At 29.0% G+C, this 22,474-nt stretch carries 27 protein-coding genes; 11 read left to right on the plus strand and 16 right to left on the minus strand.

Going from position 1 to position 22,474, the window contains the following annotated elements; genetic code table 11:
- From M6G78_RS06205 to M6G78_RS06240, 8 genes are all read right to left on the minus strand, one after another.
- Window positions 1–111 (minus strand): GTP-binding protein (locus M6G78_RS06205; RefSeq protein ID WP_253230043.1); only part of this gene is annotated, 111 nt, incomplete at its 3' end.
- 33 nt (window positions 112–144) lie between these two features.
- Window positions 145–2,211: an elongation factor G gene (gene fusA / locus M6G78_RS06210; protein ID WP_253229908.1), complete on the minus strand. Its 2,067-nt coding sequence runs from the start codon at window positions 2,209–2,211 to the stop codon at window positions 145–147.
- A gap of 12 nt (window positions 2,212–2,223) precedes the next feature.
- Window positions 2,224–2,694: a 30S ribosomal protein S7 gene (rpsG, locus tag M6G78_RS06215; protein ID WP_138269656.1), complete on the minus strand. Its 471-nt coding sequence runs from the start codon at window positions 2,692–2,694 to the stop codon at window positions 2,224–2,226.
- A 123-nt stretch (window positions 2,695–2,817) separates the two neighbouring features.
- A complete protein-coding gene (gene rpsL, locus M6G78_RS06220; RefSeq protein ID WP_138269657.1) occupies window positions 2,818–3,183 on the minus strand; it encodes a 30S ribosomal protein S12 in 366 nt (121 codons plus the stop codon).
- A 20-nt stretch (window positions 3,184–3,203) separates the two neighbouring features.
- Window positions 3,204–3,449 (minus strand): ribosomal L7Ae/L30e/S12e/Gadd45 family protein, encoded by a 246-nt coding sequence (locus M6G78_RS06225; RefSeq protein WP_253229909.1) that lies wholly within the window; start codon window positions 3,447–3,449, stop codon window positions 3,204–3,206.
- Between the two features lie 171 nt (window positions 3,450–3,620).
- On the minus strand, window positions 3,621–3,803 hold the full coding sequence (locus M6G78_RS06230; protein ID WP_253229910.1) for a hypothetical protein: 183 nt from the start codon (window positions 3,801–3,803) through the stop codon (window positions 3,621–3,623).
- A gap of 81 nt (window positions 3,804–3,884) precedes the next feature.
- Window positions 3,885–4,457 (minus strand): hypothetical protein, encoded by a 573-nt coding sequence (locus tag M6G78_RS06235; protein WP_253229911.1) that lies wholly within the window; start codon window positions 4,455–4,457, stop codon window positions 3,885–3,887.
- A 96-nt stretch (window positions 4,458–4,553) separates the two neighbouring features.
- Window positions 4,554–5,267 carry a 4Fe-4S binding protein gene (locus M6G78_RS06240; protein WP_253229912.1) on the minus strand — a complete coding sequence of 238 codons (714 nt, stop codon included), beginning with the start codon at window positions 5,265–5,267 and terminating at the stop codon, window positions 4,554–4,556.
- Window positions 5,268–5,361: 94 nt separating this feature from the next.
- Here M6G78_RS06240 and M6G78_RS06245 point away from each other — a divergent pair, with 94 nt between their 5' ends.
- The gene (locus M6G78_RS06245; protein ID WP_171020674.1) at window positions 5,362–6,006 is read left to right on the plus strand and encodes a Crp/Fnr family transcriptional regulator; all 645 of its coding nucleotides are present in this window, start codon (window positions 5,362–5,364) and stop codon (window positions 6,004–6,006) included.
- A 2-nt stretch (window positions 6,007–6,008) separates the two neighbouring features.
- On the opposite strand, the gene fliB is transcribed toward M6G78_RS06245, so the two are convergent.
- Complete coding sequence (gene fliB / locus M6G78_RS06250; RefSeq protein WP_253229913.1) at window positions 6,009–7,094, minus strand: flagellin lysine-N-methylase; 1,086 nt, start codon at window positions 7,092–7,094, stop codon at window positions 6,009–6,011.
- Window positions 7,095–7,177: 83 nt separating this feature from the next.
- A complete protein-coding gene (locus tag M6G78_RS06255) occupies window positions 7,178–8,065 on the minus strand; it encodes a DegV family protein (protein WP_138269663.1) in 888 nt (295 codons plus the stop codon).
- A 103-nt stretch (window positions 8,066–8,168) separates the two neighbouring features.
- Between M6G78_RS06255 and yqfC the strand changes: the two genes are divergently transcribed.
- The 9 genes from yqfC to yajC all read left to right on the plus strand — a co-directional run bounded on the left by yqfC (window position 8,169) and on the right by yajC (window position 15,866).
- Window positions 8,169–8,447, plus strand: a complete 279-nt coding sequence (gene yqfC, locus M6G78_RS06260) for a sporulation protein YqfC (protein WP_253229914.1) — start codon at window positions 8,169–8,171, stop codon at window positions 8,445–8,447.
- Between the two features lie 9 nt (window positions 8,448–8,456).
- Window positions 8,457–9,641, plus strand: coding sequence for a sporulation protein YqfD (locus tag M6G78_RS06265; protein ID WP_253229915.1), 1,185 nt, complete (start codon window positions 8,457–8,459; stop codon window positions 9,639–9,641).
- Between the two features lie 94 nt (window positions 9,642–9,735).
- Complete coding sequence (locus M6G78_RS06270) at window positions 9,736–10,623, plus strand: PhoH family protein (RefSeq protein ID WP_371922831.1); 888 nt, start codon at window positions 9,736–9,738, stop codon at window positions 10,621–10,623.
- Window positions 10,598–12,673, plus strand: a complete 2,076-nt coding sequence (locus M6G78_RS06275) for an HD family phosphohydrolase (protein WP_171020657.1) — start codon at window positions 10,598–10,600, stop codon at window positions 12,671–12,673. Before M6G78_RS06270 ends, M6G78_RS06275 begins: the two co-directional genes overlap by 26 nt.
- Window positions 12,673–13,131, plus strand: a complete 459-nt coding sequence (gene ybeY, locus M6G78_RS06280; protein WP_253229916.1) for an rRNA maturation RNase YbeY — start codon at window positions 12,673–12,675, stop codon at window positions 13,129–13,131. The genes M6G78_RS06275 and ybeY overlap by 1 nt, the downstream gene beginning before the upstream one ends.
- Window positions 13,132–13,140: 9 nt before the next feature.
- Window positions 13,141–13,515 (plus strand): diacylglycerol kinase family protein, encoded by a 375-nt coding sequence (locus M6G78_RS06285; RefSeq protein WP_253229917.1) that lies wholly within the window; start codon window positions 13,141–13,143, stop codon window positions 13,513–13,515.
- A 5-nt stretch (window positions 13,516–13,520) separates the two neighbouring features.
- Window positions 13,521–14,429, plus strand: a complete 909-nt coding sequence (gene era / locus M6G78_RS06290; RefSeq protein ID WP_253229918.1) for a GTPase Era — start codon at window positions 13,521–13,523, stop codon at window positions 14,427–14,429.
- Between the two features lie 3 nt (window positions 14,430–14,432).
- The gene (tgt, locus tag M6G78_RS06295; RefSeq protein WP_253229919.1) at window positions 14,433–15,551 is read left to right on the plus strand and encodes a tRNA guanosine(34) transglycosylase Tgt; all 1,119 of its coding nucleotides are present in this window, start codon (window positions 14,433–14,435) and stop codon (window positions 15,549–15,551) included.
- A 24-nt stretch (window positions 15,552–15,575) separates the two neighbouring features.
- Window positions 15,576–15,866: a preprotein translocase subunit YajC gene (gene yajC / locus M6G78_RS06300; RefSeq protein ID WP_138269449.1), complete on the plus strand. Its 291-nt coding sequence runs from the start codon at window positions 15,576–15,578 to the stop codon at window positions 15,864–15,866.
- Window positions 15,867–15,890: 24 nt separating this feature from the next.
- On the opposite strand, the gene M6G78_RS06305 is transcribed toward yajC, so the two are convergent.
- The 3 genes from M6G78_RS06305 to M6G78_RS06315 form a co-directional block, all read right to left on the minus strand.
- Entirely contained in the window at window positions 15,891–16,499 is a 609-nt protein-coding gene (locus tag M6G78_RS06305) for a recombinase family protein (protein WP_138269448.1), read from the minus strand.
- 247 nt (window positions 16,500–16,746) lie between these two features.
- Entirely contained in the window at window positions 16,747–17,172 is a 426-nt protein-coding gene (locus tag M6G78_RS06310; RefSeq protein WP_138269447.1) for a C-GCAxxG-C-C family protein, read from the minus strand.
- A gap of 31 nt (window positions 17,173–17,203) precedes the next feature.
- Complete coding sequence (locus M6G78_RS06315; RefSeq protein WP_253229920.1) at window positions 17,204–18,088, minus strand: LysR substrate-binding domain-containing protein; 885 nt, start codon at window positions 18,086–18,088, stop codon at window positions 17,204–17,206.
- A 130-nt stretch (window positions 18,089–18,218) separates the two neighbouring features.
- Between M6G78_RS06315 and M6G78_RS06320 the strand changes: the two genes are divergently transcribed.
- On the plus strand, window positions 18,219–19,226 hold the full coding sequence (locus M6G78_RS06320) for a YeiH family protein (RefSeq protein WP_138269445.1): 1,008 nt from the start codon (window positions 18,219–18,221) through the stop codon (window positions 19,224–19,226).
- Window positions 19,227–19,254: 28 nt separating this feature from the next.
- On the opposite strand, the gene M6G78_RS06325 is transcribed toward M6G78_RS06320, so the two are convergent.
- Genes M6G78_RS06325 through M6G78_RS06335 form a run of 3 tightly spaced genes read right to left on the minus strand, consistent with a single transcriptional unit; the run spans window position 19,255 to window position 22,471 of the window.
- Window positions 19,255–19,698 carry a C-GCAxxG-C-C family protein gene (locus M6G78_RS06325; protein ID WP_253229921.1) on the minus strand — a complete coding sequence of 148 codons (444 nt, stop codon included), beginning with the start codon at window positions 19,696–19,698 and terminating at the stop codon, window positions 19,255–19,257.
- Window positions 19,699–19,708: 10 nt separating this feature from the next.
- Entirely contained in the window at window positions 19,709–21,382 is a 1,674-nt protein-coding gene (gene argS / locus M6G78_RS06330) for an arginine--tRNA ligase (protein WP_253229922.1), read from the minus strand.
- Between the two features lie 12 nt (window positions 21,383–21,394).
- On the minus strand, window positions 21,395–22,471 hold the full coding sequence (locus tag M6G78_RS06335) for a D-alanine--D-alanine ligase family protein (protein WP_253229923.1): 1,077 nt from the start codon (window positions 22,469–22,471) through the stop codon (window positions 21,395–21,397).
- Window positions 22,472–22,474 lie beyond the last annotated feature (3 nt).

Raw genomic sequence — 22,474 nt, forward strand, 5'->3', positions numbered from 1 at the left:
GTGTAGTACTTTTGTGATTGCTGCTGTTAATGTTGTTTTTCCGTGGTCTACGTGACCGATTGTACCAATATTTACATGTGGTTTAGTTCTTTCGTATTTTTCTCTTGCCATTTTTATTCTCCTTAATCTATCATTAATTGTATATTATTCGTTTTTAAGTTTATCTAACATACTTTGAGGTGCTGGCTCATAATGAGAGAATGTCAAAGTATGAGTTCCTCTACCTTGAGTTTTACTTCTAAGGTCTGTTGTGTATTGGAACATTTCTGATAATGGAACAAAACCTCTAAGAGTTTGAACACCATTATGAAGTTCCATACCTTCAATCTTACCTCTTCTTGCTGTTAAGTCACCCATAACATCTCCAAGGTATTCTTCAGGAACAACAACTTCAATTTTAAAGATAGGTTCAACTAAAACAGGGCCTGCTTTAGCCATAGCTTCTTTAAATGCCATAGAACCAGCCAATTTGAAGGCCATTTCAGAAGAGTCGACATCATGGTAAGAACCGTCTACTAATCTTACTTTAACATCAATAACTTCATATCCTGCAAGGATACCATTTTCCATAGCTCCTTGGATACCTTTGCTAACAGGTTCGATATATTCTTTAGGAATTGCACCACCAACGATTTCGCTAGTGAATTCATAACCTTTACCTTCTTCATTTGGTTCGATTTCAATAACAACATGACCGTATTGACCTCTACCACCTGATTGTTTAGCATATTTGTAGTCAGCTCTTGCTGGTTTAGTAATTGCTTCTTTGAATGCAACTTGTGGTTTACCAACATTAGCTTCAACTTTAAATTCTCTAAGAAGTCTATCAACGATAATTTCAAGATGAAGTTCACCCATACCTTCAATAATTGTTTGACCAGTTTCATCATCTGTCTTAAATCTGAATGTTGGGTCTTCTTCTGCTAATTTTACTAAAGCAGCGATCATTTTTTCTTGACCTGCTTTTGTTTTTGGTTCAATAGCTACAGAAATAACTGGATCTGGGAATTCGATTGATTCAAGTAATACAGGAGCATTTTCAGCACATAAAGTATCACCTGTTGTTGTATCTTTTAAACCAACTAAAGCAACGATATCACCAGTTCTGATTTCTTCAATTTGCTTTCTGTCGTTCGCATGCATTCTTAAAATACGACCAACTCTTTCTTTTTTACCTTTTGTTGAGTTATATACATATGAACCACTTTGAAGTGTTCCAGAGTAAACTCTTGTAAATGCTAATTTACCAACAAATGGGTCAGCCATAATTTTAAATGCTAATGCTGAGAATGGATCATCATCTTTAGGATGTCTTTCCATTTCTTCACCTGTTTTTGGATCATGTCCAATCATAGCTGGTACATCAAGTGGAGAAGGCATTAAGTTAACGATAGCATCAATTAACATTTGAACACCTTTGTTTTTGAATGCTGTACCGCATAATACAGGTATAAAATCAAGATTTAGAACACCTTGTCTTAAAGAAGCAATAATTTCTTTTTCTGTTATTTCTTCTCCTTCAAGGTATTTTTCCATAATTTCTTCGCTGTTTACAGAGATTTCTTCTAATAATTTTTCTCTGTATTCTTCAGCTAAATCCATCATATCTTCAGGAATATCTGTTTCTTCAATATCATTACCTTGGTCATCATGATAAATAAATGCTTTCATTTTAACCAAGTCAACAATACCTACGAAATCTTCTTCTTTACCAATAGGTAATTGAATTGGAACAGGATTTGCTCCAAGTCTTTCGCTGATCATTTTTACTACATTGTAGAAATCAGCACCCATGATATCCATTTTATTTACAAATGCGATTCTTGGTACGTTATATTTGTCAGCTTGTCTCCATACTGTTTCACTTTGAGGTTCAACCCCACCTTTAGCACAGAAAACTGCAACAGAGCCGTCAAGTACTCTTAGTGAACGTTGAACTTCTACTGTAAAGTCAACGTGTCCTGGTGTGTCGATGATGTTAATTTCATGACCTTTCCAATGACATGTTGTAGCTGCAGAAGTAATTGTAATACCTCTTTCTTGTTCTTGTTCCATCCAGTCCATTTGAGCTCCACCTTCATGAGTTTCCCCAATTTTGTGGATTTTACCTGTATAGTACAAGATTCTTTCAGTAGTTGTAGTTTTACCAGCATCGATATGAGCCATAATTCCGATATTTCTAACTTTATCTAAACTAAACTCTCTTGCCATCTTTTATTCACCTTACCATTTAAAATGAGCGAATGCTTTATTAGCTTCTGCCATTTTATGAGTATCGTCTTTCTTTTTAACTGAAGCCCCTGTGTTATTGATAGCATCAATAATTTCAGCAGCTAATCTTTCTTTCATTGTTTTTTCGCCTCTGGCTCTTGTGTAAGTTACAAGCCATCTTAGACCTAATGTTTGTCTTCTATCAGGTCTGATATCCATTGGAACTTGGTATGTTGCACCACCAACTCTTCTGGCTTTAACTTCAAGTGAAGGCATGATATTATTTAAAGCTTCTTCAAAAGCTTCTAATGGTTCTTTTCCTGTTTTTTCTGCTACGATGTCAAAAGCACCGTATACAATTTTTTGAGCTACACCTTTTTTTCCATCAAGCATAACGTTGTTTAATAACTTAGTTACTAAAACTGAATTATACATTGGATCAGGTAGCACTTCTCTTTTTGGTACTGGACCTTTTCTTGGCACTGTACTTCCCTCCTAATAATTTAAATTTTTTCATTGGTACTCGATAAGTAAAAATTTATCGTTGTGCTCTATATATTAGATATATAGGTATAAGGCTTGCCTTATAGTTACACACATTATAAATTATTTCTTAGCACCGTATTTACTTCTAGATTGTTTTCTGTCAGCAACTCCTTGAGTATCAAGTGCTCCTCTAATAATCTTATAACGTACACCTGGTAAGTCTCTTACTCTACCACCTTTAACCATAACAACGCTATGTTCTTGTAAGTTATGACCGATACCTGGAATGTAAGCTGTTACTTCCATACCGTTAACAAGTCTAACTCTGGCAATTTTTCTCATAGCTGAGTTTGGTTTTTTAGGTGTAGCAGTTCTTACAACTGTGCACACTCCTCTTTTTTGAGGATTAGATTTAAGAGCAGGAGATTTAGTTTTGTAAACTAAGTCTTTTCTACCTTTTCTAACTAATTGATTAACTGTTGGCATTAAACCTTATTCCTCCTTCCTCAAATTTTTAATATACAAGCAACAGCAGCATCTATGCTTATGTTGCATGCTTTACCTAATTCTTTTTTTGTGGCTACATATTCTATAGTCACATCGTTTTTTTGACAAATATTAACTATTTTGTCTTTTATTGCCGCATCTGTGTCCTTAGCCAAAAACACTTTCAAAGCTTCATTTTGTTCAACAGCTTTTAAAGTCTGTTTTGTGCCAACCACATATTGTGATTTAGGTATTTCATTAAGCATTTTTTCAACTCCTTTTCACAGTCAGCCTAAAAAGTTTATCAAAAAAAACTTGAAATGTCAATAAAAATCGGCATTTCAACGATTTTTTTTATATAATATTTAAAACTAAAAAAAAACACTTAACAAAATATATTTTATACCTTTAATTTAAAATAATCCAGTATTTTTCTATTATTTTACATATTTTTTTACACTTACTAATGTTAATATTACACTAACAGCAAAACAAATTAAAAATATGTAATTCATTTCATCTACAAATGTATTGTTCATAAAAGATATAAAACTAAACAAACCAAAAATTAAATTACAAAAACAAAAAAATAAAACAAAAAATCCCTTTAATAACTTCATATTTGTCACCTCATACAAAGTTTATAAAATGGGTTTCAAATAATTTGTAGTTTTATAAAAAAAGACTGGTTATTACCAGCCTTATTCTATATTTATTGTAACACTATAAACACATCCACTATCAACCAAATCTATATCATCTTTATTTATATCACTTATAATTGCATCTATATAGTATTCTCCGGGTTTTAAATTTCCGGTTTCCACTACGATTTCCTGACTTATTTCCCCTGTTACATTATTTATTGTTTTATTATAAGCATATGTTTCATTTTTTATATCATATATTCCCAAAAAAATATTTGTATTTCCCTCTTCAAATATGTCTTTTGCCTTTAATTGTAATTTTATTGTTGAACCTTTTGAAAAAGTCTGACCATCTTCTATATTGCTTATATATATGTTTTTATCTTTAAACTTTTCATCTTCATTCTCTTTCCCCAAAAGATTGTTAAAAAACTCAACTATACCATTTTGTTTTTCTTCAGTTGAATATGAAGCACTATTACTTACATTAGAATGTTCACTAGATAAATAGTTAGAAATAAAAAAGGCTATGCCCCCCAAAAGCAATCCAAGTAATATTATAAAAACAATAATAACAAAAAACAAATTCCTTAAAGAACTATTTCTTCTGCGTCTTTTTCTTCTCATTACATTTACTCCAATATATTTTGGTTTCTTTAAAAATATATCATAAAAAAATTGTAACTACAATGATATATATAAAAAAAGAGCATTAAAGCTCTTTTATATCTCATCTATAATTTTACCATCTGTGGAAATAGTAACAACTTGCCATGGAATAAATTTCCCGCTTTCAAAAATTGCTTTTTTTACTGCATTTTCAATTCCTCCGCAGCAAGGAACTTCCATTCTTACAACTTTAACACTTCTTATATTATTTTCTTTTATAATGGCTGTAAGTTTTTCACTATAATCAACACTATCCAATTTAGGACAACCTATAAGTGTTATATGATCTTTTATAAACTCATTATGAAAGTTACCATATGCGTAAGCACTACAATCTGCTGCAATAAGAAGTTTTGCATTTTCAAAATAAGGAGCATTAACAGGAGCTAATTTAATTTGGACAGGCCACTGTGATAATTTACTATTAACATTTACATATTCATTTTTATTTTTTGATTCATCTAATTCATTTTCTTTCCTATTTATTGCTTTTGAAGAACTTCCAGGACATCCACAAGGAAGATTGTTTTTTTTCTTTTGATTTTCCATAACAGCTTTTTCATCATAAGCCAATGCTTCTCTTTCTTCAAATGATATTGCACCTGTTGGACAAACTGGAAGGCAATCTCCAAGCCCGTCACAATAATCATCTCTAAGTAATTTTGCTTTTCCGTTAACCATCCCTATTGCTCCTTCATGACAAGCCTTTGCGCATAGTCCGCAGCCATTACATTTTTCTTCATCTATTTTAATAATTTTTCTAATCATTATTTCCCTCCAAAATTATAAATTGATTATTTAATGGCATTATAATATAATGTATATAAAATATACGTTGCAAATGCAACAAGAAAGGATTTTTATGAAAAATTTATATGAAAAATTAAAAAAAATACCTTTATTCAACAATGTACAAGAAAAAGAAATAAATGAAATAATAGACCAATCATATATAAAATCATATCAAAAAGATGAATATATTTTAAAAGCAGGTGACTTCACATCTAATACAGGAATTATTTTAAAAGGAGAAATCAGCGTTATTAGTGAAGACTTTTGGGGAAATAAAAATATAATTTCAACTTTATCTAAGGGGAATATTTTTGCAGAAATATTTTCTTTAAAAAATAATATACCTTTAAATGTAAGTGTTATATCAAATGAAGATTCAACAATATTATTTATTAATGTAAATGAAATAATAAACAAAACAAGAAACTTTATATTTATAAAAAACCTTATGAATATAATAAGCACAAAAACGTTAATGCTAAATAGAAAAAACGAACTTCTGTCAAAAAGAACCATAAGAGAAAAAGTCATGACATTTTTATCTCAACAAGCTATAAGTGCAAATAACAATTCTTTTAAAATACCTTTTTCAAGAGAAGAAATGGCGAACTTCTTGGCAGTTGACAGAAGTGCGTTATCAAGAGAATTATCAAAAATGAAAAAAGAAGGAATTATAACATACAATAAAAATAATTTTACATTAATTACAAAATAATTTTATAAATATATGTTAATCAAATTGTATTTGTTAATAATTTCTTCCATTCTTTCTATATTTATATCAGAATGTTCAAGCTCTCTTGAATATCTCCATGCAAGTTCTACTTTATCATTTTCACAAAACCTATCTTTTAATATTGATTTTTGTAGCTTACAAATAATATCCCAAATATATGTACTTAAAACAGAAATACCAATTTTAGAAATGATATCATAGTCATAAACTCCACCAGAAAAATATACATATATAAAATATACTAATATTTGTTCAAGCTGTATTTGTGAATTGACTTCAAAACTTAAATCAATATTTTTTTCACAAATAAGTTTATTCCATCTTTCTTTATCCTCATTCCATTTCTCATCTAAAAGTTCAAACTCATTTAATAATCTTAGTATTTTTTTTGCATTGTCTTTATTTATCCATTTTTCATATATTGTTTCTATTTCTTCGTTTTTAAATTTTTCTTCGTATTCAACTAAGATATTTTCTATATTAAAAATATTATTTTCATCTATGCATTCCTGTATTTTTTCACAAAGAATAAATACCTTATTTATTCTAATAAATATATCTTCATTTCTGTTTTGAATTATTTCTAATATTACTTTCCTGCTTTGCTCTAAGGCTGAATATAAAAAGAAATCAAAATCATCATCTTCAACATCTTCTTTATCATCTTCTACTGTTATAAATGAAACTTTATTTTTGTTACTTAAAACCATTTTAGCAACCATAGGACAAGACAAAGCGAGAGACATCTCCATCTCATTTTCAAACTCTTCTGTATGATATGGATAATTTTTACATGTATCACACATCATTCCTCTCCCTGCTTCTATATGTATATCGCAAAGATTATCTTCATTTAAAAATGCACATCTTTTATTATATTGTTTATAAATCCCTTTATCAAAATCAACAGAATTCTTAAGTCTATTTCCAAAAGAACCTTCACAAGATATATATTTCTCAATTGTATTTTCATCAATTACAATCTGCCACCCTTCACAACAGCTTTTAGGGCATTTATCCATAAGGCAATAAAATTTTTTATAATAATCAGGATATGTATATAACATAAACATCCTCCTTGTTTCATATATAATATATTTTATATTTTAACATTTTATTTAAAAATAAAAAAGCCGATATATATCGGCTTTTAATCTTCTCTTTTATCTCCTACAAAGAACAAAGCAACCGTACCGGGACCAGTATGAGAACCTATTGTTGTTCCGACACTATTTATAACTACTTTCCCATCTAAATTTTTAAACTTTTGTTCAATTTTATCTGCTACGGCTTTTGCATCTTCAAAACATGCAGAATTTGATATGTAACATTTTCCGCTATAATCAAGACCATCTTTTGCATGCTGTTCCATTCTTTTAACAATTTCTTCAATTACTTTTTTCTTTCCTCTGTATTTATTTCTTGGAATAAGTTTTCCATCATAACTCATATTTAATAATGGACAAATTTTAAGAGCTGTACCAAATATAGCAGATGTTCTCGATATTCTTCCTCCTCTAAAATAGCTTGTTAAATCAGTTGAGAAAAACCAATGATGTATATTTAATCTGTTATCCAATACCCATTTTGCAACTTCATCAATACTTTTCCCTTCTTTCTTCTTTTCATTTGCTAATGTAACAAGTAAACCATATCCGCTTGAAGCACCAAGAGAATCTATAACATAGATTTTTCTATTTGGATATTTTTCTTCAAGCGTCTTTTTGGCAATATTTGCAGAATTAATTGTTCCGGAAATACCGCTTGATAAACTTATATGCAAAATATCCATATCTTTTTTTAATATACTTTCAAAAAGCTCTATATATTCTTCAGGGCTTATTTGAGAAGTCGTAGGCATGGCACCCTGCTCAATTTTTTTATAAAATTCATCAAATGGTATCGTCTTTCCTAAATCATCCTTATATTCTTTACCATCTAAAATATAATGGAAATAGGCTAAAGGGATATCGTTTTGTTTAAAGAACTCATAACTCATGTCTGCAGTAGAACAACATGTTATTTTATAATCACTCATTTTAACCCCTCCCTTGTATATATTTATTATATCACAAAATAATTTTTTACATAATGCAAATGACATATTTTCATAATATCAAAATATCGTCATATATATTAGTATGAAAAAAATATTTAATAACACAAAAGAAAAAATAACAAAATCTCTTCAACTTCCGGAAGATATTTTACTTGAAAAACTAAATATAGAGATTCTCGGAAATGAGAAAATAAACATAATAAACCATAAAGGAATTATTTATTATAGTAGTGAAAATATAAGAATAAATTCAACTTCAGGTTTATTATCAATTAAAGGTAAAGATTTACTATTATCAACATTAATCAGTGAAGAATTAATAATCGAAGGAGAAATAGATTCAATCGAATATATAATATAGGAGAACAAAATGTTTATTTTAAGATTTTATCATTATTTAATGGGTTATTATTTAGTAGAAATAAAAGGGCTTAATCCCGAAAAAATAATAAATTTATTAAATATAAACAATATATCCGTATGGGATATAAAAAAATCAGACAAAACAACCGTAACATTTAAAATAATGTTATCTGAAATAAAGAGCGCAGAAAAAATAGCGAAAAAAGCTCATTATATAATTGAAATAAAAAAAGAATACGGAAAAAATACATTGCTAAAGACACTACAAAAAAGAAAAATATTTATTTTTAGTGTCTTTTTAATTTTTATTGTAATGTTTTCTTTTTCTTTCTTCATATGGGATATAGAAATAGAAGGCAGTAAAAATATTGATACAAACAGTATTATTGCTACTCTCACAGATATAGGATTTAAAGAAGGATGCTATAAATATGGTATAGATAAAAAACAAATATCAAAAAAACTTCTAAACACATATAATACACTTTCAGATGTAACAATAGAATATAAAGGAACAAAAGCTATAATAAAACTAACCGAAAAAAATTCTCCAATAAAACAATTTGATAAATCAAAAGCAGTAGATATAGTGGCTGCAAAAAGCGGAAAAATAGAAAGTATTATTGCTTATAATGGTATAACAAAAGTTAAAAAGGGTGATAAAGTAAAAAAGGGAGACTTACTTATAAGTGGAGAAATAAGCTACGAGGGAAAAGACGGTGATATGGTTTCTTATTATATACATGCTATGGGCGATGTGTTTATAACAAGCAAATACACTTATAACAACATCAAAATCAACCCATATTTAATACAAGAAGATGACGAGTATGAAAAAGAAGTCACTTATTCTTTTAAAAATAGAAACTTTAATTATAAAAAAACTATCAAAGACAAATCATATATCCAAATAAAAGAAGAAAAGAAAAAAACTAAGTTACTTTTTATCCCTCTACCTATAGAGCAAACAACAACAAAGTGGTATAATATAAAGAATTTAAAGAAGAAAAATAAAGAACAAATTGAAAATGATGTCATCGAATATTTAAATAAAACCCAAAATATTGACAAAGATAACATAATTGATATATATTTAAATATTGATGTATCAAAAGATAACTACTACAGTATTACTGCAAAAATAAAATTAAAAGAAAATATTGTAGAAGAAAAAGAAATAAAAAAACAATAAGGAGAATAATTTGGAAAAATTCACTGCAAAAATCGACATTCCAAGCGACGAATTTGACAACCTTACTCTGTTTGGAAGCAACGACAAATATTTAATGGAGATTGAAGAAAAATTCTCTGTTAAAATTACATTAAGAGATAATAAAATAAACATAAACAGTGATAATGAAAAAAATCTGTCAAAAGCAAAAGAACTCTTAAGCTGTATGATAAAGAGAATACAAGATAACTCAGCAATAAATGATCATACTTTTAATTATCTTCTAAATTTAATTGATGAAGAAAAAAAAGACATTGGAAATTTTGACCAAGTAATATGTTATACATTTAAAGGTAAGCCAATTAAGACAAAAACAATAGGTCAAAGTGCATTTATAAATGCAACCAAAAGAAATGATATTGTATTTTCCATAGGTCCTGCAGGAACAGGAAAAACTTATCTTGCAGTCGCTCTTGCTGTAAAAGCATTAAAAAACGGTGATGTTTCAAGAATAATATTGACAAGACCCGCTGTTGAAGCAGGAGAAAGTCTTGGTTTTCTTCCGGGAGATTTAAAAGAAAAAATTGATCCTTATTTAAAACCTTTATATGATGCATTATTTGATATAATGGGCAGCGAATCATATGAAAGAAACGTAAGCAGAGGTAATATAGAAATAGCGCCTCTTGCATATATGAGAGGAAGAACTTTAAACGACTCTTTCATTATTCTTGACGAAGCTCAAAATACAACAAGAGAACAAATGAAGATGTTCCTTACAAGACTTGGAGAAGGATCAAAAGCAGTCGTAACCGGAGATGTAACACAAGTTGATTTACCAAGTGGAAAAAAATCAGGTCTTTTATACGCAGAAAGAATTTTAAACAAAGTCGAAGGAGTAGATTTTGTACATTTAACAAAGAGAGATGTCGTAAGAAATCCTTTGGTACAAAGAATTATTGAAGCCTATGAAGAATATGAAACAAAAAAACAAAGAGACTAAGATATCAGCTTTTTTTGAAAATGTAAAAACAAATAAAAAAGTAAAATTATCCATAGCAATAATTTTCTTTATTTTAACTTTTTTCCTATCTTTTATTAGTGCTATACCGCATAGATACGATGTAGAAGTTGGACAAGTTGCTACGGAGGATATTATTGCGCCAAGAAAAATTATTAACACAAAACTTACAAACAGCTTAAAAGAACAAGCCGTTGAACAAACTCCAAACGTATATGACTATATACCGGGAACTAAAGATTCGGTAACAAAAAACATAAACACATTATTTAAAGAACTTGAAGATATAAAATCAGATGATTTAACTAAAAGCTCAATAGATGTATACAACAGCAAAACTGGAATTGATTTAACAAAAGAAACTTATCAAACATTAATAAATCAAGATAAAAATACAAGAGATAATATAAAAAATGAAATAATATCTTTAATAGAAAACATTTATAACGATGAAGTAGTATCCGATGAAATGAATACTTATTATAAAAAAATAAACAATTATTTTAAAAATTCATCTTTCAATGCTGATGTAAGCACAGCATGCATTAATGTATGTAAAAATGCATTAAAAGCAAATATGGTTCTTAATGAAGAGGCAACCGAGCAAGCTAAGCTTAATGCAAAAAATACAGTTGAAGATATTACCTATGAACCCGGTGAAGTAATCATTAAAAAAGGTGATACTATAACCCAAAATCAAATAGACGTTTTACAAGAAGGCTCAATGATAAGAATCAGTTTATTTGATGACTATAAAACCACAATAGGTCTTGCCTCCATGATTTTACTTTTAATGGTTATATATACTCTTTATTTAAAGATATTTCATAATCATATATATAACAACAATAAACTTTTAGCTTTAATAGCAAGTCAGTTCTTATTAATGATAGTATTATCACAAATTGCAAGTTTATTTAATATATATTTAATACCCATCTCAATAATGAGTATGACTTTATGCATATTAATAGGTCCAAGAATAGCAATAAATACAAATGTATTTATAACCCTTCTATTAGCAGTAACTTTAGATATTAATACAGAAGCTTTAATATTCCTTCTATTATCAGGTTTTGTAGGAATACTATATATGCAAAGAGTTCAAGAAAGAAGCAAAATATATAAAGCTGCTTTAATTGTCTCTATATCAAATATGATTATAGTTTTAATAAACAGCGTACTTGAAAATACACTTGGAATAAGTATGTTTTATAACATATTATATGCAGGCATAAACGGACTATTATCAGGAATGGTCTCTCTTGGAATGATGCTTTTCTGGGAATATATATTTGATATTTTAACACCATTTAAACTTCTTGAACTGTCAAGTCCTACAAACGAACTTATAAGAAAGCTTATAACAGGCGCACCAGGAACCTATCACCACTCGCTTCTTGTAGGTAACCTCGCTCAAGAAGCTTGCAACGATATAGGAGCAAACGGACTTTTAGCCAGGGTCGGTGCTTACTATCACGATATAGGAAAAAGTGAAAAACCGCTTTTCTTCAGCGAAAATCAACAAAACGGTAACAATCCTCACGACCATTTAGACCCAAATGTTTCCGTAAGGATTATAAAAAACCATGTAAGAGACGGTGTATATTTGGCAAATAAATATAAGTTGCCTGATGAAATTATTGAATTCATAAAAACTCATCATGGTGATACTTTAATACAGTATTTCTATGTAAAAGAAAAAGATAGAGGATATGAACCTGATTTAAAATCTTATTCTTATGAAGGTCCAAGACCAACAACAATAGAAACTTCCGTTGTTTTACTTGCAGATGGAGTTGAAGCTGCGGTAAAAAGTATGGATACAGGGAATAAAGAAAAAATAAAAGAAATGATTGATAAAATAATTGATAAAAAAATAACAGACCATCAATTAGATGATTCTCCACTAAAAATGAAGGATATTGATACAATAAAAAAAGCATTTTTAAGAGTCCTTACAGGTGTTTATCATGAAAGAGTTCAATACCCAGGACAAGAAAAAATAAATCAAGAAAATGAGGTAAAGTAATGATAGAAACAGAAGTACTTTTTGATAATAGAAGTAAAGAAGAAATTTCTAAGGAAACTTACGAAAAAATAGAAAATGCAATAAACGAAACACTTAAAAACGAAAATTTTACAAAACCATCTCAAGTAAGTGTATCAATAGTTGACGGTGAAGAAATAAAAGAGCTTAACAAATATTACAGAAATATTGATAAAGAAACAGATGTACTTTCTTTTCCTATGGATGAAGAAGGTTTTGAAGATGAAGTTGTAATCTTAGGCGATGTTGTTTTATGCATAGATAAAGCTAAACAACAAGCCGTAGAATTTGGACACAGTACTGACAGAGAAATTTGCTACTTGACAGTTCATTCAATTTTACATCTTTTAGGATATGACCATATGGATGACGAAGAAAAAAAAGAAATGAGATTTCATGAAGAAGAAGTTATGAAAAAACTAAATCTTACAAGAGATTAAGGAGAAGAAATGAAAAAAAACATAAAAAGATTAATAAAAAGTTTTAAATATGCATTTCATGGAGTTGAATATAATTTTAAAACACAACAAAACTTTAAAATTCATTGTACATGTGCCCTTCTTGCAATCATAGGAGCAATTTTATTAAAATTTTCTTACTATGAATGGTTATTACTTGGATTTATAATTTTCCTTGTAATAATACTTGAAGCTGTAAATACGGCAATAGAAGAAGCTGTTAACTGTGCAACAAAAGAAATGAATGAAAACGCAAAAAGATCAAAAGATTCAGCAGCATGTGCCGTATTAATCGGAGCATTTATGGCTGTAATAATGGGTATAGCTCTATATATACCTAAAATAATACATTTAATATGGGGATAAGAAAAATGAACAATAATTATAAAAGTGGATTTATATCAATTATAGGAAGAACAAATGTAGGAAAATCAACACTTCTCAATACACTAATAGGTCAAAAGATATCAATAATATCAAACAGACCTCAAACAACAAGAAACAATATTAGATGTATAAGAACTACAAATACATCTCAAATGGTTTTTATAGATACACCGGGCTTTCATAAACCTAAAAGCAAACTATCTGATTATATGGTAGAAGTTGCAGGTGAATCTTTTAAAGAAGTAGATTTAATTCTTTTCCTTGTTGAGGAAGACTTAAATATAGGAAAAGGCGATGAATTTTTACTTGAAAAATTAAAAAATGAAAAAACACCGGTAGTTTTGGTAATAAATAAAATCGATAAAATAAAAAAAGAAGATATTCTTGTAAAAATAAAACTATATGAAAAATATGACTTTATAAAAGATATTGTTCCTATAAGTGCTTTTAAAGGAGAAAATATCGATACTTTAGTTACAATAATAGAAAAATATCTACCTTATGGACCTATGTACTTCCCTGAAGACATGGTAACAGACAGAAGTGAAAGATTTGTTGTAAGTGAACTTATTAGAGAAAAAATATTAAGATCTCTTAAAGAAGAAATACCTCATGGAACTGCCGTTGAAGTAATGCAGATGAAAAAAAGAGACGATAAGGAAATTTATGATATTGAAGCAAACATATATACTGAAAGAGAAAATCATAAAAGAATTATCATTGGTAAAGGCGGTAATATGCTAAAGAAAATTGGCAGTGAATCAAGAAAAGAAATTGAACAAATGCTTGATTGTAAAGTTAATTTAAAATTATGGGTTAAAGTAAAAGACGAATGGAGAGATAAACCAAACATTTTAAATTCTCTCGGATATAACAAGAAGGATGAACTATAAAATATGAGCGCAATTAAATATGAACTAATAAAAGCAGATAAAAGAAGCGGTGCAAGAGTTGGTAAAGTAATAACTCCTCACGGAGAAATACCTACTCCTATTTTTATGCCTGTAGGAACAAGAGCTACAGTTAAAGCAATGCTTCCGGAAAGTTTAAAAGAAATAGATGCAAAAATAATATTAGGAAACACATATCACTTATATTTAAGACCAGGAGATGATATAGTAAAAAAAGCTGGTGGTCTTCATAAGTTTATGAACTGGGATAGACCAATTCTTACAGATAGTGGCGGATTTCAAGTTTTTTCTTTAAGTAAAACAAACGATATAACAGAAGAAGGTGTTACATTCAGAAGTCATATTGATGGAAGCAGACACTTTATTACACCTGAAAAATCTATGGCAATTCAAAATAATTTAGGCTCTGATATAATGATGGCTTTTGATGAATGCGTACATTATGGAGCAGATAAAACTTATACAAAAAACTCTCTTGAAATGACTACGAGATGGGCAAAAAGATGTAAAGAGGCTCATAAGAACACAGAAAAACAAGGACTTTTTGGAATTATACAAGGTGGAATGTTTAAAGATTTAAGAAAAGAATCTGCAACACAGCTTATTGATCTTGATTTTTCTGGATATGCAATCGGAGGTCTTAGCGTAGGGGAACCTATGGATATGATGTTTGACTTACTTGATTATACAACTCCGCTGCTTCCAAAGGATAAACCAAGATATTTAATGGGTGTAGGAAGTCCTGATGCTCTATTAGAAGGTGTAAAAAGCGGTATAGATATGTTCGACTGTGTTTTACAAACAAGAATGGCAAGAAACGGTACAGCCCTTACAAGCAGCGGTAGAGTAACTTTAAAAAATGCAAAATACAAAGAAGACTTTACACCTCTTGACCACAAATGTGACTGCTATGTTTGTAGAAACTATACAAGAGCTTATTTAAGACATTTAGTTGTATGCAAAGAAATTCTTGCAAGTATGTTAGTAAGCTATCACAATTTATACTTTACTTTGAAATTAATGGAAAACATGAGAAACGCCATTATGGAAGATAGATTTTTGGAGTTCAAACACCAATTTGAAAGTGATTATGGAATAATTTAAAAATCAATTCAAGGAGAAAAAAATATGGGAATGAATAATGTTTTTGCAATGCTAGTTATTATTATTGTTATGTTTGTAGTAGTATATTTTTCATCAATAAAACCACAACAAAAAAGATTTAAAGAACATCAACAACTACTTGATAGCATTAAAAAAGGTAATAAAATAATGACAGTTAGCGGCCTTTATGGAACTATTTTAGAAGTTTATGATGAAGATATATTAATTGCACTTGATCCTGAAGGAGTAAAAGTAAAATTAAACAGAAATGCTGTTGTTTCTATAATAGAAGATAAAGAAAATAATGAAGAATAAAAAGCGTCTTTAAAGACGCTTTTTTTATACAAATAAATCTCCTTTTACCATTCTGTCTGTCCACCTTATAAATGTTTGATATGACACATTTAAATGTTTTGCTGCTTTCCTTGATGATATTTTACCATTTTGCCATAAATCATAAAACTCAAAAAATTCATCGGGAATATGTATTCTAGGTCTGCCAAACTTTACTCCTCTTGCTTTTGCTGCCATAATCCCTTCTTTTTGTCTTTGTTTTATATTTTCTCTTTCGGACTGAGCAACATAACTTAAAAGCTGAAGTACAATATCGGCAATAAGTGTACCTGTTAAATCTCGTCCTTCTCTTGTATCAAGTAAAGGCATATCAATAACAACAATATCTATATGTCTTTCTTTTGTTAAAAGTCTCCACTGTTCTAAAATTTCATCATAATTTCTTCCAAGCCTATCAATGCTTTTAACAACAAGTACATCTCCTTTTTCCATCTTCTTTAAGAGTTTTTTGTAATTAGGACGATTAAAATCTTTTCCGCTGAATTTATCAACAACAATATTTTTATCTTCCACCGGAAACTTCCTCATAGCCTCAAACTGTCTTGCAACATTTTGTTCTTTGGTTGATACTCTCACATAACCATAAATTTTCATAAAAAATACCTCCGTTTGTTTTTTTCCAAAAATAAGGAAATATATTTACGGAGAAAGAATAAATATTTATTTTTTTTATAAAATTATAATGAAAAGCATAAATCAAACAAAAATAAATGAAACTACATATAACTATATTTCGTCCTAATCCCAAGATGATATCCTTTTTATTTTATTCTAATACTATATTTATACTACTTTATACGACCTGTAGGGTTAAATAAAAAAAGTCCATAAAGGACTTCTTTTATTCAAACATATCTTTTAATAAATATTTTTCTACTATCATTGCGCTATCTTTAACACATCCTGAACAGCTTCTTATAGGCGGAGCATCATTACCGATATTTTTTAATTCTTTGCATTTTACGGTAGTATTCATTTCTTTAAATTTTTCCATTAGTTCATTGCCAATTTTTAAAGTTTGAATTTTTGTTTTAGGTTTTTGTAGATTTTTATCACTGTTTAAAAGTCCTGCCAGCATTACCATTCCACAAACACTTCCGCAAGTTTCCTGTGTTCTTGCAATACCGCTTCCAAACCCCTCTGCCAAAGCAAATGCAGTTGCTTCATCAACTCCAAGCAGATCACAATATGTACAAACAACCGCTTGTGAACAATTATATCCATTCTTAAATTTTTCAACTGCTATTTCTACTCTTGATTTTTCCATATTTTATCTCCTTATATTACTTAAAATAATTTTATTCTTTTTTTAATAATTTATCAAATATATCATTATAATAATTTCTATATTGGCTGTTTTTTCTCCAAATAAAGCTAAATTCATGATCTATTTTCATATCTTTTATATTGAGTTTACAAAACTCTTCACTTTTTAATTCTTTTTCTACTGCAAGTTCATATAAAAAAGTTATTCCCATATTTTTTTTTATGAAATTTTTTATTATATCAATGCTGTTTATTTCCATTTTATTTTTAAAATCAGAAACTAAAACACTTTTACTCTCTAAGTATCTTTCAATAAGTTCTCTGCTTCCGGAACCTTTTTCTCTTATTATAAGTCTATAATCAAGCAAGTCTTCAAGAAAAAGTTCTTTATCTTTTAAATCACTTAAACAGCTGCATACACCTACATAATTTTCATTCAATATCGTAATATATTCATATTCACTTTTAGGAAAATACCCTTCAATAATTGCAAAATCTATTTTACCGTCATTTAAGTATTTAAGTAGTTTATCAGTATTTCCAACAATCATCTTGATATTTGTGTTCGGATATAACTTTAAATATTTATCCAATTTATCCGGCATTAAATATTCACCTACAGTTAACGTAGCACCAAAAATAATAAATTTACTCTTATTATCTATATGAGATATTTCATTTCTAAGTTTTAAATCATCATGTTTGAGAGTTGTAATGTAGTTTAAAAATACCTCTCCCTCTCTTGTAAGATATAGTTTTTTTGATTTATACCCAAATAACTTTACTCCATAACTTTTTTCAAGGTATTTTATATGTTGAGTTACGGCAGGTTGAGTAATATTAAGATTTTTTGAAGCCTTTGTTATATTCATGCATTTACAAACTTCTAAAAAAGTATCTACCCTAAAATCTAACATTACAGTTCTCCTTTTAAATCTATTTTACACATTATAACATATTTTTATATATAAATAAATATTTATAATTTTAAATTATTTATAAAAGATGATAGAATACATAAGTATTAAATTTAATAAAGGAGAAATTATGGAATTTATAAAACAAAACATCAAAGGTTTAATTTTATGTCTTATAATATCAATCCCTGCTTGGTATCTTGGAAAACTTGTTCCTGTTGTTGGTGGACCTGTATTTGCAATTATTGCGGGAATGGTTATAACATTATTTATTAAAGATAAATCAACTCTTCAACCCGGTATTACATTTACATCAAAAAAAATACTTCAATATGCCGTTATTTTACTTGGCTTTGGTATGAATTTAACTGATATTTTAATGAAAGGTAAACAATCTTTACCTATCATCATAGCTACAATTTCAACATCACTTATTATTTCATACGTATTATGTAAATTATTAAAAATACCATCAAAAATATCTACACTTGTAGGTGTTGGCTCGTCAATATGCGGTGGTTCTGCAATAGCAGCAACTGCACCTGTAATAGATGCTGATGATGAAGAAATAGCACAAGCAATTTCCGTTATATTCTTATTTAATGTAATTGCAGCTTTAATATTCCCTGCACTTGGTTCAATGCTCGGACTTTCAAACGAAGGTTTTGGTTTATTTGCCGGTACAGCTATAAATGATACATCTTCAGTTACGGCTGCAGCATCTGCTTGGGATGGAATTCATGGAAGCAATACTCTTGCTGAAGCAACAATAGTTAAATTAACAAGAACTCTTGCTATTATACCCATAACCTTGGTACTTGCTTTTGTAAGAACAAAAAGAGAAAAAAATGAAGGTGGAAATAAAGTAAACATAAAGAAAATTTTCCCTTTCTTTATTCTTTACTTTGTACTTGCTGCCGTAATCACAACTGTATTTAACTTATCTCCTACAATAACAGACCCAATAAAAGAGTTAAGTAAATTCTTTATAGTAATGGCTATGTCAGCAATTGGACTAAATACACATATCGTTAAACTTATCAAATCAGGAGCAAAACCTATATTTATGGGAGCCTGCTGTTGGGTAGGAATAGCATTTGTAAGTTTATTAATACAACATTTACTTCATATTTGGTAAAACAAAAGCACTGCTTTGCAGTGCTTTTTTAAATATATTCTTTTATAAATTCTTCAAAAAGTTTCCCGGCTTCTTCTTGCACCTTTAGACAACCTCTTACAGGATCTTTATGTCTTGGTCTTATATATTCACAGTCTATTGAGCCAAATCTTTTGGTATATATTTCAACCCATTTTTTCACAATTTCTTTCATTTTATCGTTAGTGGATGGTTTATCCTCCGTAAACATTAATCCAATAGCAGCAATCCCGCCTGCAAAAGCTCCACAGGTTTTGCCGCTATTAAGACCAAACCCGTAAGGAGCAAGCATTTTAAAAGCTTTAGTATCTATATCTATTTCATACTTCAATGAGAGAGCTTCAATAAGCGTCTCACCGCAGTTTTTGTGATATAAAGGTTTTTCTTCATCAATCTTTGAATTCTCTTCTTTTTTGATGTCAGCGATTATATCAACAACACTTTTTTCTATCATTTTCTCTCTCCTACATTTTTTCAGGAGCACTTACACCTAAGATACTTAAAGTATTACTTAATACTTCTCTTGTTGCAACAACCAAAGCAAGTCTCGCATTAAGCAGTTTTTCATCATCTACAATTACTCTATGAGCATTATAGAATGAATGGAAAGCAGAAGCTAAATCCATAGCATATTTTGTTATTTTACTTGGATCTAAATCTTTGCTTGCTTTTATGATTTCATCACTAAAGTTTGCAATAACTTTAAGTAAGTTTAATTCTTCTTTTTTATCAAGTAAATCAAAGTTTTCTATTTTTACTTCTTTATTGATATTTCTTATAATACTGCAAATTCTTGCATGTGCATATTGAACGTAAAATACAGGATTGTCACTTGATTTTTTAATAGCAAGATCAAGGTCGAAATCCATATGTGTATTTGGTTTATTGTAGTTAAAAATAAATCTTGCAGCATCTTTTCCTACTTCATCAACCAGGTCAGATAATGTAAAAATATTACCTTTTCTCTTAGACATTCTAACTTGTTCATCACCTTTAACAAGATGAACAAGCTGCATTAAAATTACTTCTAATCTATCTTCACTTACTCCAAGAGCAACCATAGCTTTTTTAAGTCTTGCAACATGTCCATGATGGTCTGCGCCCCATACGTTTATTGCATAATCAATATTTCTTTTTACCAATTTATCATAGTGATATGCAATATCAGCAGCATAATAAGTAGGTACCCCATTTTGTCTTATTAAAACTTCATCTTTTTCAAGTCCGTAATCAGTACCTTTGAACCATACTGCATCATCTTTTTCATATACACTTCCCATTTCTTTCATTTTATCAATAACATCAGTTATTGCACCTGAATTATGAAGTGTTTTTTCACTGAAAAATACATCATAATTTATACCATAATTTTTAAGGTCATTAACCATATTGGTAACATTCTTGTCAAGAGCAAATTCAACAAGTTCATGTTGTCTTTCTTCTTCATCAACGTTTTCAAGTTTATTTCCATATAATTCAATATGCATTTTGGCAAGTTCAATTATATCGTCACCCTTATAACCATCTTCAGGAAACTCAACATCATGTCCTAAAGCCTGTAAATATCTTGCTTGTAAAGATTGACCAAATTTTATAATTTGATTTCCGGCATCATTCAAATAAAATTCTTTTGTTACTTTATATCCTGCCCAAGTAAAAATATTACTTATAACATCACCTATTGCGCCACCTCTTGCATTTCCTATATGAAGAGGACCAGTTGGATTTGCACTTACATATTCAACATCAACAGTTTTCGGATTTTCTTCAACGATTTTACCGTATTTTTCTTTTAATGAAATTACTTTTTCCATTTCATCATATAACCATTTATTGTCTAATGTAAAGTTAATAAATCCAGCACCTGCGATTGAAATATCTTTTACATATGAATCTTTTGTATCAATATTTTTTACAATATTTTCGGCAATAAGTCTAGGATTACATCTTGCCTTTTTTGCAAGTTGCATTGCAGTATTAACACTAAAATCACCAAATTTTTCTTCTCTTGGTACTTCCACTTTTATAGATGGAATATCTTCTTTACTTATTTCTATTAATTTTTCATCTATACATTTATTTATTGAATCTTTTACTAATGCTATAATTTCTTTTTCTCTTGTTTTCTTTCCGAACATTACCTTCTCCTATTATTCTTTTATTGTTAGTTTATGTTTTATTTCATATCTTTCAAAACCTAAATCAATAAGCTTATCTATTAAATCAGAATATTTAACTCCCATATAGTCCCACATTTTTGCATACATGCTTATATTTGTAAAACCGGGAAGTGTATTAACTTCATTTAAGTATAAATTACCGTTATCTTTATCAAGGAAGAAATCTACTCTGGATAAACCGCTTCCTCCAACAGCTTTAAAAGCCCTAACGGCATAAGTTCTTATTTTTTCTATAATATCATCGCTAACCTTTGCAGGTATATCTATTCTGCTGTCATCACCTGATAAATATTTTGCTTCATAATCGTAAAATTCTTTACATGAAACAATTTCACCCGGATAAGAAGCCTCTGGATGAGAATTCCCAAGAACAGCAACTTCTATCTCTCTTGCATTAATTGCCTTTTCAACCAATATTTTTGTATCAAACTGAACGGCTTTTTTAAGAGCATCTATTAAACCTTGTCTATCCTTTGCTTTTGAAATACCAACACTTGAGCCCATGTTTACAGGTTTTACAAACATAGGATATGGAAGATTTTTTTCACATTTTTCTATCGTTTCATTTAAAAGTTTATCACTTTCAATATCCGTATTAAATACTAAAACATCGTCAACAACAGGTATATCTACGCTTTTAAATACTCTTTTGGCAATATCTTTATCCATACAAACTGCAGAAGTCATTACTTCACAGCCAACATATGGTTTATTCATCATTTCAAATAAACCTTGAATTCTTCCGTCTTCACCGTTTTGTCCATGAAGAACAGGGAAAATTATATCTATGTTTTTAATTATTTCATCATCAAAAAGTGAGAATTCAGATATTAAATTTTCGCTATCATTAATCCATTCATTGTTTTTTATTTTTTCAACATCACCTTTGTAAATATAAAATTTACCTTCAAGTGATATTCCAATCAAAGTTAAATCATATTTTTCTTTGTCGATTCCGTTTATAACATTATATGCAGACAACAAAGAGACATCATATTCTCCGGATTTACCACCGAATATAATACCTACATTTCTTTTATTATTCATTTA

The organism is Anaerofustis sp. NSJ-163 (genome assembly GCF_024135845.1).
Taxonomy (GTDB): domain Bacteria; phylum Bacillota; class Clostridia; order Eubacteriales; family Anaerofustaceae; genus Anaerofustis; species Anaerofustis butyriciformans.

Excerpts from the sequence above, each read along its gene's own strand:
- M6G78_RS06255 (WP_138269663.1), bottom strand. The coding sequence starts at position 8,065 with ATGAGTGATTATAAAATAACATGTTGTTCTACTGCAGACATGAGTTAT.
- M6G78_RS06305 (WP_138269448.1), bottom strand. The coding sequence starts at position 16,499 with ATGAAAATTTATGGTTATGTGAGAGTATCAACCAAAGAACAAAATGTT.
- yqfC (WP_253229914.1), top strand. The coding sequence starts at position 8,169 with ATGAAAAAAATATTTAATAACACAAAAGAAAAAATAACAAAATCTCTT.
- M6G78_RS06275 (WP_171020657.1), top strand. The coding sequence starts at position 10,598 with ATGAAACAAAAAAACAAAGAGACTAAGATATCAGCTTTTTTTGAAAAT.
- argS (WP_253229922.1), bottom strand. The coding sequence starts at position 21,382 with ATGTTCGGAAAGAAAACAAGAGAAAAAGAAATTATAGCATTAGTAAAA.
- M6G78_RS06315 (WP_253229920.1), bottom strand. The coding sequence starts at position 18,088 with ATGTTAGATTTTAGGGTAGATACTTTTTTAGAAGTTTGTAAATGCATG.
- era (WP_253229918.1), top strand. The coding sequence starts at position 13,521 with ATGAACAATAATTATAAAAGTGGATTTATATCAATTATAGGAAGAACA.
- M6G78_RS06265 (WP_253229915.1), top strand. The coding sequence starts at position 8,457 with ATGTTTATTTTAAGATTTTATCATTATTTAATGGGTTATTATTTAGTA.
- M6G78_RS06325 (WP_253229921.1), bottom strand. The coding sequence starts at position 19,698 with ATGATAGAAAAAAGTGTTGTTGATATAATCGCTGACATCAAAAAAGAA.
- M6G78_RS06335 (WP_253229923.1), bottom strand. The coding sequence starts at position 22,471 with ATGAATAATAAAAGAAATGTAGGTATTATATTCGGTGGTAAATCCGGA.
- fliB (WP_253229913.1), bottom strand. The coding sequence starts at position 7,094 with ATGTTATATACATATCCTGATTATTATAAAAAATTTTATTGCCTTATG.
- yajC (WP_138269449.1), top strand. The coding sequence starts at position 15,576 with ATGGGAATGAATAATGTTTTTGCAATGCTAGTTATTATTATTGTTATG.
- M6G78_RS06225 (WP_253229909.1), bottom strand. The coding sequence starts at position 3,449 with ATGCTTAATGAAATACCTAAATCACAATATGTGGTTGGCACAAAACAG.
- M6G78_RS06285 (WP_253229917.1), top strand. The coding sequence starts at position 13,141 with ATGAAAAAAAACATAAAAAGATTAATAAAAAGTTTTAAATATGCATTT.
- fusA (WP_253229908.1), bottom strand. The coding sequence starts at position 2,211 with ATGGCAAGAGAGTTTAGTTTAGATAAAGTTAGAAATATCGGAATTATG.
- M6G78_RS06240 (WP_253229912.1), bottom strand. The coding sequence starts at position 5,267 with ATGATTAGAAAAATTATTAAAATAGATGAAGAAAAATGTAATGGCTGC.
- M6G78_RS06230 (WP_253229910.1), bottom strand. The coding sequence starts at position 3,803 with ATGAAGTTATTAAAGGGATTTTTTGTTTTATTTTTTTGTTTTTGTAAT.
- M6G78_RS06235 (WP_253229911.1), bottom strand. The coding sequence starts at position 4,457 with ATGAGAAGAAAAAGACGCAGAAGAAATAGTTCTTTAAGGAATTTGTTT.
- M6G78_RS06245 (WP_171020674.1), top strand. The coding sequence starts at position 5,362 with ATGAAAAATTTATATGAAAAATTAAAAAAAATACCTTTATTCAACAAT.
- tgt (WP_253229919.1), top strand. The coding sequence starts at position 14,433 with ATGAGCGCAATTAAATATGAACTAATAAAAGCAGATAAAAGAAGCGGT.
- M6G78_RS06320 (WP_138269445.1), top strand. The coding sequence starts at position 18,219 with ATGGAATTTATAAAACAAAACATCAAAGGTTTAATTTTATGTCTTATA.
- rpsL (WP_138269657.1), bottom strand. The coding sequence starts at position 3,183 with ATGCCAACAGTTAATCAATTAGTTAGAAAAGGTAGAAAAGACTTAGTT.
- M6G78_RS06310 (WP_138269447.1), bottom strand. The coding sequence starts at position 17,172 with ATGGAAAAATCAAGAGTAGAAATAGCAGTTGAAAAATTTAAGAATGGA.
- ybeY (WP_253229916.1), top strand. The coding sequence starts at position 12,673 with ATGATAGAAACAGAAGTACTTTTTGATAATAGAAGTAAAGAAGAAATT.
- M6G78_RS06270 (WP_371922831.1), top strand. The coding sequence starts at position 9,736 with ATGGAGATTGAAGAAAAATTCTCTGTTAAAATTACATTAAGAGATAAT.